General features: G+C 74.2%; 9 protein-coding genes and 2 pseudogenes. 4 read left to right on the top strand and 7 right to left on the bottom strand.

Going from position 1 to position 9,740, the window contains the following annotated elements; all coding sequences use genetic code 11:
• The 3 genes and pseudogenes from STRAU_RS22805 to STRAU_RS22795 all read right to left on the bottom strand — a co-directional run.
• Nucleotides 1–654, bottom strand: a pseudogene (locus STRAU_RS22805) (pyridoxal phosphate-dependent aminotransferase); the annotation flags it as partial.
• 108 nt (nucleotides 655–762) lie between these two features.
• A complete protein-coding gene (locus STRAU_RS39130) occupies nucleotides 763–1,602 on the bottom strand; it encodes a hypothetical protein (protein ID WP_016642738.1) in 840 nt (279 codons plus the stop codon).
• Between the two features lie 64 nt (nucleotides 1,603–1,666).
• Nucleotides 1,667–2,383 carry an ANTAR domain-containing response regulator gene (locus STRAU_RS22795; protein ID WP_016642737.1) on the bottom strand — a complete coding sequence of 239 codons (717 nt, stop codon included), beginning with the start codon at nucleotides 2,381–2,383 and terminating at the stop codon, nucleotides 1,667–1,669.
• Between the two features lie 83 nt (nucleotides 2,384–2,466).
• On the opposite strand from STRAU_RS22795, the gene STRAU_RS22790 reads away from it, so the two are divergent.
• Nucleotides 2,467–3,600: a PAS domain-containing protein gene (locus tag STRAU_RS22790; protein WP_016642736.1), complete on the top strand. Its 1,134-nt coding sequence runs from the start codon at nucleotides 2,467–2,469 to the stop codon at nucleotides 3,598–3,600.
• On the opposite strand, the gene STRAU_RS22785 is transcribed toward STRAU_RS22790, so the two are convergent.
• Entirely contained in the window at nucleotides 3,581–4,552 is a 972-nt protein-coding gene (locus STRAU_RS22785; protein ID WP_016642735.1) for an RNA polymerase sigma factor SigF, read from the bottom strand. The genes STRAU_RS22790 and STRAU_RS22785 overlap by 20 nt on opposite strands.
• 254 nt (nucleotides 4,553–4,806) lie before the next feature.
• Between STRAU_RS22785 and STRAU_RS22780 the strand changes: the two genes are divergently transcribed.
• The gene (locus tag STRAU_RS22780) at nucleotides 4,807–5,211 is read left to right on the top strand and encodes a CBS domain-containing protein (protein ID WP_016642734.1); all 405 of its coding nucleotides are present in this window, start codon (nucleotides 4,807–4,809) and stop codon (nucleotides 5,209–5,211) included.
• A 3-nt stretch (nucleotides 5,212–5,214) separates the two neighbouring features.
• A complete protein-coding gene (locus tag STRAU_RS22775; RefSeq protein WP_016642733.1) occupies nucleotides 5,215–5,760 on the top strand; it encodes a type 1 glutamine amidotransferase domain-containing protein in 546 nt (181 codons plus the stop codon).
• Nucleotides 5,761–5,785: 25 nt separating this feature from the next.
• Here STRAU_RS22775 and STRAU_RS22770 read toward each other — a convergent pair whose 3' ends face one another.
• The 3 genes from STRAU_RS22770 to STRAU_RS22760 all read right to left on the bottom strand — a co-directional run bounded on the left by STRAU_RS22770 (nucleotide 5,786) and on the right by STRAU_RS22760 (nucleotide 9,413).
• Nucleotides 5,786–6,370: a TIGR03086 family metal-binding protein gene (locus tag STRAU_RS22770; RefSeq protein ID WP_016642732.1), complete on the bottom strand. Its 585-nt coding sequence runs from the start codon at nucleotides 6,368–6,370 to the stop codon at nucleotides 5,786–5,788.
• Nucleotides 6,371–6,758: 388 nt separating this feature from the next.
• Complete coding sequence (locus STRAU_RS22765; RefSeq protein ID WP_259299964.1) at nucleotides 6,759–7,721, bottom strand: AraC family transcriptional regulator; 963 nt, start codon at nucleotides 7,719–7,721, stop codon at nucleotides 6,759–6,761.
• A 54-nt stretch (nucleotides 7,722–7,775) separates the two neighbouring features.
• Nucleotides 7,776–9,413: an ABC-F family ATP-binding cassette domain-containing protein gene (locus STRAU_RS22760; protein WP_016642729.1), complete on the bottom strand. Its 1,638-nt coding sequence runs from the start codon at nucleotides 9,411–9,413 to the stop codon at nucleotides 7,776–7,778.
• Between the two features lie 104 nt (nucleotides 9,414–9,517).
• Between STRAU_RS22760 and STRAU_RS22755 the strand changes: the two are divergent.
• Nucleotides 9,518–9,740, top strand: a pseudogene (locus tag STRAU_RS22755) (phosphoesterase); the annotation flags it as partial.

The raw sequence follows: 9,740 nt of genomic DNA, 5'->3' as shown, positions 1-9,740 counted from the left end.
CGGGAACGGCGACGGCGGCGGGCAGGGCGGGCGGCAGGAAGGCGCCGGACAGGTCGCAGACGACGGTGACGCGTTCGGGAGCCATCTCGGCGGGGCCGATCAGGACGGTCTCGCGCGGGTGGTGCAGGGTGTCGCGCCACGTCTCGTCGCTGACGATGTGCAGGCCCTCGTCCGCCGCGGCCTCGACGGCCTCGTGCACGCCGACAGCACGAGCAGCCGCGGCGCGCCGCCTTCGGCGCGGACCCGGCGGACCGTTTCCAGGAGGGCGTACGGATCGGGGACGCCGCCGCACTCGGCGGGCGTCGGCACGTGGTACACCGACCGGCCGAGCAGCCGGACCTGCGGCTCCCACCAGGCGGCGCAGGGACGGGGCAGCAGGACGTCGCCGCCGGTCGCGGCGGCGAGCGCGAGCAGCAGCGGTGCGGCGCCGTGGGCCGCGGCGACATGACCGCGCTCGGCGGGCAGGCCGCGCCGGGACCAGTAGCCGCTCGCCGCGTCGAGAAGCGCCGGGTCGCCGCCGGGCGGCTGCGCGTGCGAGTGGCCGGCGGCGGAGGCCAGCGCGGCGGACAGTTCGGGGAGCACCGGAAGGCCGGGCTCCGGCAGGGGCGGGCCGTACCGGACGCGGCCGCGGTCCTCGTGGTCCGTCCGCCGCATGGGTACCTCCGTGCGCTCCCGTGACCAGCTCTGTGCCATCGGTTGTCTGCGTACCCACGGCGGCGCCGGTCCATCTTCCGGTGGCCGTCGGGTTGACCTGTCCGGCGGTCAGCGCGCGGCCGCGCGGTCGCGGCGCAGCCGGTGCACCGCGGCGCCGAGTGCGCCGGCGACGAGCAGGGCGCCCGCGGCCAGGGCCGCCGGGGAGTCGCTGAAGCCGCCCTCGCGGCCCGCGTGCACACCGCGCGCCGCGGCGGGGGCCGTGTGGGTGGGCTGATGCGTGGGCTGGTGGGTGGGGGTGTGGGCGGTACGGGTGACGGTGAACGTCGCCTTCCACTGGCCGTCGCCGTGGCAGGTGCCGTCGACGGACCACTCCGAGTCGGCGCCGACTGCGTTCGGGCCGCCGCCCTCGAAGGACGCGGCGGCGGCGATGCGGGCCGTGCCGTGGTAGGCGATGCCGCTGTCGGCGGCCTGGGGTCCCGGCAGGCCGGTGGAGCCGGACGGGTCGAGCCCGCCGGTCCCCTCCGCCGGGTCGAGCCCTTCCGACTCGTCGAGCCCTTCCGACTCGTCGAGCCGACCGTACTGGCCCGTCTCGTCCTCCCCGCCGCCGCCTTCGTCGTACTGGCCGTTCTCGTTGCTCTCGTTGTACGGGGCGTTGTTCTCGGAGTGCTGGTTGTGCGGGGGCGGCTGGTTGTGCTGGCTGTGCTGTGCGCGCTGGAGCCGGACGGTGCCGTGCTCGAACGCCTGGGAGCCGGCGTCCATGTGCTGCGGCGGGTTGCCGCCGGTGGCGGGGCAGGTGACGGAGATCGTGACCTGTTCGCCGGGGGCGGCGTGCTTGGGGGTGACTTCGGCGGTGGCGGCGTCTCCCGCGTACGCGGACGGGGTGGCGGCGAGGGTGCAGAGGGCGGCCGTGGTGAGGGTCAGGGCGAGGGGCGGGGCGGAAAGGCGCATGAGGTCATTCGAGCGTGGGGACGCCTCATCCGCGCGGTGTGGCCTCCGGCCGGGTGAGCCGTTCCTAGGGGGTGCCCCCCTGGTCGGCCAGTGCCGTGAGTTCGCGTTCCAGGCCCCTGCCCCGCGTCTCCACCAGGGACGCGGCCACCTCGGCGAGCTTGTGGTTGGTCCGCTGGGAGATGCGGCGCAGCAGGGTGAAGGCCCGGTCGGCGTCGCAGGTGACGACGTGCATGATGATGCCGCATGCCTGGTCGACGACGGGCCGGGTGCGCAGGGCCTCGCCCAGGTGGTCGAGTTCCGCGAGCGCCGCGCGGTAGCGGCGGTCGCGCACCAGGCCCGCCGCCGCGAGATCGCCGAGCGCCTGCGCGGGCCCGCACCCCGCCTCGTCCAGCGTGCCGGAGCGGAAGCTGAACAGGCTCAGGGTGAGCGTGAGTCCGGAGCGCCGGAAGGGCAGCGTGACGCTGGCGCGGACGCCGGAGTCGAGGGCGAGCGCGCGGTACTCCGGCCAGCGGTCGTCGCGCAGCAGATCCTCCGCGTCCACCGGCGCGCCCCGCTCCTGGGCCGCCGGAATGGGACCGTCGCCGGAGCGGAGCTGTATGGAGACGAGGTTCGCGAGGTCGGGGTGCGTGACGGCGGGCGGATGGTCCTCGCCGCCCTCGTTGACGGTGGTGCCCGCGCCGCAGCACGCCGGGGTGCAGCGCAGCGCCTGCTCGGCCAGTTCCGAGAGCCTGCGCGCCGGGAGCGCGGATTCCGGTCCTTCCGTTTCGATCGGCATCGGCATCGGGGGGTGCCTCCTCGTTCCTCGTTCTGGTCGGGTTCCCGCTGACGCCTCCGGAAAACGGTGGCAGCCGATACGTTCGCCCCATGGCGGAGTCGGAACGGTTCAGTGAGGATCTGGCGGATTTCGTGCGCCGCGTCGCGGAGTTGAAGGCATCACGTGCCGTCCCCTCCGGTGACCTGCGCACCATGCTCGACGCGGCGCTCTTCGAACTGGACCACGTGGCCGAGCGGTTGTGGCCGGGCCTGGAGCGGCTGGTCAACAACGACGGCCCGGCGGCGGGCGCGCGGGCCGCGCGGGAGGAGCAGCGGCTGCTGCGCACCGTCTTCCAGCGGTTCCCGCTGCCGGTCGCGCTCGTCGACGGCGAGACGGTGGTGCGGCGCATGAACACCGCGGCGACGGACCTCACCGGGGTGCGCGGCGGGTACGCGACGGGACGGCCGCTCGCCGGCTTCCTGACGCCCTCGGACCGCTCCGCGTTCCGCTCACAGGCCGCGGCGGTCGCCCGCGGGGAGGGCGACCGGAGCATGACGGTGCGGCTGCAGCGCCGGCCGGGGCTGCCGGTGCGGGCGACCCTGACCGGGCTGCGGCCGGGCGACGAGCCCCGCACGGTGGTCCTGGTGGTGCTGCAGCCCCCGGGCACCCGGGATCCGCTGCCGCGCGGCGTGCGGGGCCGGGCGCCGGACCTCGCCGAGGCGACCCGGCACGCCGAACTCCTGGAGCTGGCGGACGCCATGACGGTCACGCTGCTCACGGGGGCGCCCGGGGATCCGGCGACGGTCCTGGCCCGCGTGGCCGAGGTGCTGCACGGCCGGTTCGCGGACTGGGTGATCGCCGACGAGGGCACGGCGGCCCCCCGGCGCCGCGCGGTCCTCGGCCCCGAGGGCGGTCCGGTCGCGGACGTCCTCGCGCAGGACCCGGCCGACTGCCCGCTGGTTCTGGAGACGGCCCGCTGCGCGACGTCCACGCTGCAGGTGCGGCCGGACCCCCCGGACAGCTTCGGCCGGGACGCGAGCGGCGCCCCGGTCCTGGTCCGCGCGAACGTCACGTCCCTGCTGTGCGTGCCGCTCGCGCCGCGTACGAACGGGCCCGACGGTCCCGTACAGGGGGTGCTCAGCCTGTTCCGGACCGGCGCGCGCCTCGCCTTCTCGATGGCGGAGGCGCGCGCCGTGGACGTGATGGCCCGGCACATCGCCCTGGCTATGCGGCGGCCCGGGTGACCTCGGTGTCGCCGCGGGCCGCCCCCTCGCGCCCGGCCGGGGCGGGGTGGCGGGCCGCTTCCCGCAGGACCTCGTCGCGCACCCGGCCGCAGCAGCGGCTGATCAGGCGCGAGACGTGCATCTGCGAGATGCCGAGGTGCTCGGCGATCCGGCTCTGCGTCATGTCGCCGAAGAACCGCATGTAGAGGATGGTCCGCTCGCGCTCGGGCAGCCGGGCAAGGCACGGTTTGACGGCCTCGCGGTCGACGACGACGTCGAGCGCGGGGTCGGCGCCGCCGAGGGTGTCGCGCAGCGCGTAGCCGTCGTCGCTGCCCGGGAGTTCGGCGTCCAGGGAGAGCGCGGTGAAGCTGTCGAGCGCCTCGAGTCCGGTCGCGGCGTCCTCCTCGCTCATCCGGGCCTTGTCGGCGATCTCGGCGATGGTGGGCGCGCGCCCCGACACCTGGGACAGGTCCTGGCAGGCGAACCGCACGCGGTTGCGCAGGTCCTGCACCCGGCGCGGCACGTGCAGCGTCCACATGTGGTCACGGAAGTGACGCTTGATCTCGCCGGTGACGGTCGGCACGGCATAGCTCTCGAAGGCGTTGCCGCGCTCGGGGTCGTACCGGTCGACGGCCTTGACCAGGCCGAGGGCCGCGACCTGGCGCAGGTCGTCGAGCGCTTCGCCGCGGTTGCGGAAGCGTCCCGCGAGCCGTTCGGCCATGGGCAGCCACGCCTGCACGATCTCCCCGCGCAGGGCGTCCCGTTCGGGTCCGTGCGGCATCTCGCACAGCCGCCGGAAGGCCGCGGCGGTGTCGGGGGCGTCGTCGTGCGGGTGCCGCTTCGGCCGGGAGCGCTGGGTGCGCTCGGGGCGCTGGGTGCACTGTGCGCGCTGGGGGCGTTCGGGACGTGCGGTGCCCTGGGGGCGGGCGTCGTCCTGGAGTCGTTCTTGGAATCGTGCTGCATCGGATCGCATGATGCTTGGCAACTCCCTTGTACCGGTGCCTGGTTGGACGGTCACCGTGGAAGGGGCGCGCGCGGAATCACCTGGGCACACCCGGTGAAGAAGCGGAGCCGCTCCCACGGACGTGCCTCCGGTCCGAAGCACTGCTCTTCCGCTTGCCCCGGGCTCCGCGGGACAAACGCCCCCACGCATGGGTCCGGCCCGAAGGGGTACTGCGGGCGGAGTGCCACACCATCACGCTCACCACGCGGGAAGGGCTCAGCACCATGGCCGAGTACGTGCGGGAAGTCATGACACCGGGAGTCGCCGCGGTCCGCCCCGACGCCTCACTCGTCGAGGCGGCGCAGCTGATGCGCGCCCAGGGCATCGGTGATGTCATAGTCACGGGCGGCGGTCAGGTCCTGGGCGTGCTCACCGACCGGGACATCACGCTGCGCGCCGTGGCCGACGGCGCGGATCCCCTGACCGTCAGCGCACAGGCCGTGTGCACGCCCAACCCGGTGGTGGTCGCTCCCGACGACCCGGTGTCGGACGCGGTGGGCCTGATGCGGGAGCACGCCGTGCGCCGCCTGCCCGTCGTCGAGGACGGCAGGCCCGTCGGCATGGTGAGCATGGGCGACCTGCCCCCTGAAGACCGAGATCCTGAACAGATCCCCCGAAAGGGACGTTGACGTATGCGTATCGCGTTTCTTGTCGCCCCCGAAGGCGTCGAGCAGGTCGAGCTGACCGACCCCTGGCAGGCCGTGGTGGACGGGGGCGGCGAGCCCGTCCTGGTGTCCACCGAGTCCGGCTCCGTGCAGGCGTTCCACCATCTGGACAAGGCCGACACGTTCCCCGTCGACCAGGTGGTCGGCGAGGTGGCCGCGGACGAGTTCGACGGCCTGGTGCTGCCGGGCGGCGTCGCCAACCCCGACCTGCTGCGCATGGACGAGAACGCGGTGGCGTACGTACGCGCGTTCTTCGAGCTGGGCCGGCCGGTCGCCGCGATCTGTCACGCCCCGTGGACGCTCATCGAGGCGGACGTGGTGCGCGACCGCACGCTGACGTCGTGGCCGAGCCTGCGCACCGACCTGCGCAACGCGGGCGGCACCTGGGTGGACGAGCAGGTGAAGGTCTGCGACGGCGGCCCGGCGACGCTGATCACCAGCCGCAAGCCGGACGATCTCAAAGCCTTCTGCGAGGCGTTCATGACGGAGTTCGCCCGGTCCGCGAGCCGGTAGCCGACTTGGGGCGGCCGGGCGGGCGCTAGGGAGTGCGGCCGAGCAGGCACAGGAGTTTGGTCTGGACGTCCGCCCCGGGCGGGGGCTGCACGGCCGGGCCGAACAGGCCGGTCTTGGTCAACTCGGCGGCGTACGGCGTCACTTCGCGCACCGCCGCGGCGACGAGGTCGTCCGGCAGCCGTTCGTCGGCGCCGATGGCCCGCGCCAGGTCCCAGCTGTGCACGACGAGGTCGGTGACCATCTGGGCGCAGTAGTCGCGCGCGGGCGTCTCGCCGTACGAGAGGTGCACGGTGCGCTCCAGGGCGCCCGGCTCGTCGAACGCGGCGTGGGCCGCCTCGGCCGCGGTGTCCCAGGAGGCGACCGGGTCGGCGCCGAGCATGTCGCCGTCGAAGGTGTCGCCGACGTCCTCGATGGCGGCGCCGTCGCGCACCAGGGGCGGGACCCAGAGCTGTTCCACGGCGAGGTGGTTGACGAGGTCGCGCACCGTCCACTCGGCGCAGGGCGTCGGCGCGTCCCACTGGCCCGCCCGCACGGTGTGCACCCGCTCGGTGAACAGGTCGAGGGCCCGGCCGTGCCGCCGCAGCAGCCGGGATCCGTCCATCACGCTCATGCCGCCTCCGTTCGCCTGCGCGTGGCGCGTCGCCGCGCGCACCTTCGAGTGTGGCCGCACGGCGCCCGGGAGGCAGCGGGAGGGGGGCCGGAAGAGGCGGGCCCGATGGCACGAGGGGGGATCACCGGGCCCGCGGTCCGAAAGCCGGCCCGGCGGGCTGCGCCGGGCCGGAAACACCGGAGATCCGTCCGCGGCCGACGCCCCGGGAGAAGGCTAGGGCTCCCGCGACGGCGACCGGCCCACCCGGTGCCGCCCTCACCCTAGGCGGGCACCCGGGCGCCCACGATCCGTTCGGCGCGGCGACTGTCCGCGGAACGCACCGCGTCCGCGCCCCGGCGCACCGGACCCCGGCCGACGGTGAGCGGCCCGGCGCCCCCTGGGACCGGACCTAGCTCCGCAGCGTCCGCGACGGCAGCTCCCCGAAGCGCGCCCGGTACTGCTCCGCGAACCGGCCCAGATGGGCGAAGCCCCAGCGGTGGGCGACCTCGCTCACACAGAGCTCGCCGGGAGCGGCCGCGCGCAGTTCGTCCCGCACCCGCTGCAGGCGTACGTCGCGTACGTACGCCATCGGGGACATCCCCACGTACCGCCGGAACGCCTCCTGCAGCCAGCGCACGCCGACGCGTGCCTCGGCGGCGAGCGCGGCGGTGGTGAAGGGGTGCTCGGGCCGCTGCAGCACGGCGTCCATGGCGCGCTTGACCGGGGCGGGCCGCAGCTGGCGCACGGGGTCGGTGAGCTGGTCGCGGTAGCGGTGTCCGGCGCAGAGCAGGAGCCCGTTCAGGATCGCCTCCTGAAGGGGCGCCGCGACCAGGGACCCGCTCAGCATCGGGGACTCGTCGAGCAGATCCTCGGCGACCGCGCGCACGAGCCGCGTCCAGCCCCGCCCGGGCCCCCGGCTGGTGTCGAAGCCCGGCTCGAAGGTCACCGGACCGCGGACCGGCCTGCCGAGCAGCCGCTCCAGGCTCTCCTCAAGGGCCACCCGGTCCAGCTTCACGGCGAGCAACCGGCAGTCGCCCGACCACCGGTCGACCGCGGTCTCGCCGACCGGCTGGTAGACGGCGGCGCTGTCGGGCAGGGTGAGCGTCGACGCGGCGGAGCCCTGGCGCCAGCTCATGTGGCCGCTCAGCGGGATGTTCACGTGGTACGCCCCGAGTTCCCCGACCCGCGCCCGCAGATCCGCGCCGCAGGTCAGTTTTCCTACGGTCAGCGCGCCGAACTGCCCGATGGTGAAGTCCGCCCGGAACGGCCGCGGCCCGTCGAGCACATCCAGGAAATTGCTGTAGTACGCGGCCTCGAGCAGCTGCCTGGCCTCGTCCACATCACTGGTCCCGAAGGACGTCCTCACAGCCACGGTCTCTCCAACTGCGCTGCGTACGGCGTGGTTTCGGCCACGCTACCGTCGTCGCTACCGAGCCCGCTCCACTCTTCGCTCGTCCCATACGGGCGCGGGGGTCTCGCGGACCCGGCCGTCGGCGCCGAACACGAGAAAGCGGTCGAACGACCGGGCGAACCAGCGGTCGTGGGTGACCGCGAGCACGGTGCCCTCGTACGCCTCCAGGCCCTCCTGGAGTGCCTCGGCCGACTCCAGGTCGAGGTTGTCGGTGGGTTCGTCGAGCAACAGGGCGGTGGCGCCCTCAAGTTCGAGCAGCAGGATCTGGAAGCGGGCCTGCTGGCCGCCGGACAGCTTCTCGAAGCGCTGCTCGGCCTGCGCGGTGAGTTCGTAGCGGCGCAGCCGGGACATCGCCGCGCCCCGGTCCTTCGCGTGCTCGCGCCACAGGATGTCGAGCAGGGTGCGGCCGAAGAGCTCGGGGTGGGCGTGGGTCTGCGCGAAGTGGCCGGGCACGACGCGGGCGCCGAGCTTCCACTCGCCCGTGTGCGCCACCGGGTTGTCGTGCTTGCCGGGGTCTCCCGCGAGGAGGCGCAGGAAGTGCGACTTGCCCGAGCCGTTGGAGCCGAGGACGGCGACCCGCTCGCCGTAGAAGACTTCCAGGTCGAAGGGTTTCATCAGGCCGGTCAGTTCGAGGTTCTTGCAGGTGACGGCGCGCACGCCGGTGCGGCCGCCGTGCAGGCGCATGGTGATGTCCTGCTTGCGCGGCGGCTCGGGCGGCGGTCCGGCCTCCTCGAACTTGCGCAGCCTTGTCTTCGCCGCCTGGTAGCGCGAGGCCATCTCGTCGCTGCGCTTGGCGTACTGCTGCATGTCCAGGACGAGCTTCTTGAGCTGGGCGTGCTTCTCGTCCCAGCGGCGGCGCAGCTCCTCGAAGCGCGCGAAGCGCTCCTGGCGCGCCTCGTGGTACGTCGCGAAGCCCGCGCCGTGCACCCACACCTCCGAGCCGCCGGGGCTCGGCTCGACGCTGACGATCTTCTCGGCGGAGCGGGCGAGGAGTTCCCGGTCGTGGCTGACGAACAGGACGGTCTTGCGGGTCTCCTTGAGGCGCTCCTCCAGCCAGCGCTTGCCGGGGACGTCCAGGTAGTTGTCCGGTTCGTCCAGGAGCAGCACCTCGTCGGTGCCGCGCAGCAGGGCCTCCAGGACCAGACGCTTCTGCTCGCCGCCGGAGAGCGTGCGCACCTCGCGCCACTGGGCCTTGTCGTACGGGACGCCGAGCGCGGCCGTCGTGCACATGTCCCAGAGCGTCTCGGCCTCGTACCCCCGGGCCTCCGCCCAGTCGGACAGGGCCTGCGCGTACTGGAGCTGGGCCTTTTCGTCGTCGACGGTCATGAGGGCGTGCTCGGCGCGGTCGACGGCCCCCGCCGCCTCGCGGATGCGGGGCTGGGCCACCGAGACCAGCAGGTCGCGCACGGTGGTGGTGTCGCGTACGGAGCCGACGAACTGGGGCATCACCCCGAGGCCGCCGGACACCGTGACGGTCCCGCCGTGCGGCTGGATCTCCCCCGCGATGAGCTTGAGCAGCGTCGTCTTGCCCGCGCCGTTCGCCCCCACCAGCGCCACCGACGAGCCCTCGCCCACGCGGAACGAGACATCACCGAGCAGCGCTCGCCCGTCCGGCAGGTAGTACTCGATGTGCGCGGCTTCCAGATGTCCCATGGGGGCGATTGTCCGTGCGGGCGTCCGACATCGGCAAACGGTTTGCCCGGGGGGCCGAGCCCACCGGCCCGTTGGAGGCGGCGGCCCGGGGGTACCCGCCCCGCATGACCTCTGACGCCGATCTTCCCCTGACCCTGGCCCGTGCGCCAGGGAACCGGCTGACCGCGCTGGACTACCGGGTCTTCGACGTGGTCGCGACGCGCCACTGGCCCGGCGCCGACCGGCTGCTGCCCCGGCTCAGCCACGCCGCGAACCACGGGCGGCTGTGGTTCGCCACGGCCGCGGCGCTCGCCGCGACCCGCAGGCCGCGGGCCAGGCGGGCCGCCG

The sequence above is a fragment of the Streptomyces aurantiacus JA 4570 genome (assembly GCF_000414115.1).
Taxonomy (GTDB): domain Bacteria; phylum Actinomycetota; class Actinomycetes; order Streptomycetales; family Streptomycetaceae; genus Streptomyces; species Streptomyces aurantiacus_A.
The sequence above is the reverse complement of the archived record's forward strand: the minus strand, read 5'-3'. Positions and strand labels throughout refer to the sequence as shown.

Bases quoted from the DNA above. Each gene is read 5' to 3' on its own strand.
- STRAU_RS39130 (WP_016642738.1), bottom strand. From the start codon at position 1,602: ATGCGCCTTTCCGCCCCGCCCCTCGCCCTGACCCTCACCACGGCCGCC.
- STRAU_RS22785 (WP_016642735.1), bottom strand. From the start codon at position 4,552: ATGCGATCCGATGCAGCACGATTCCAAGAACGACTCCAGGACGACGCC.
- STRAU_RS22790 (WP_016642736.1), top strand. From the start codon at position 2,467: ATGGCGGAGTCGGAACGGTTCAGTGAGGATCTGGCGGATTTCGTGCGC.
- STRAU_RS22780 (WP_016642734.1), top strand. From the start codon at position 4,807: ATGGCCGAGTACGTGCGGGAAGTCATGACACCGGGAGTCGCCGCGGTC.
- STRAU_RS22775 (WP_016642733.1), top strand. From the start codon at position 5,215: ATGCGTATCGCGTTTCTTGTCGCCCCCGAAGGCGTCGAGCAGGTCGAG.
- STRAU_RS22760 (WP_016642729.1), bottom strand. From the start codon at position 9,413: ATGGGACATCTGGAAGCCGCGCACATCGAGTACTACCTGCCGGACGGG.
- STRAU_RS22795 (WP_016642737.1), bottom strand. From the start codon at position 2,383: ATGCCGATGCCGATCGAAACGGAAGGACCGGAATCCGCGCTCCCGGCG.
- STRAU_RS22770 (WP_016642732.1), bottom strand. From the start codon at position 6,370: ATGAGCGTGATGGACGGATCCCGGCTGCTGCGGCGGCACGGCCGGGCC.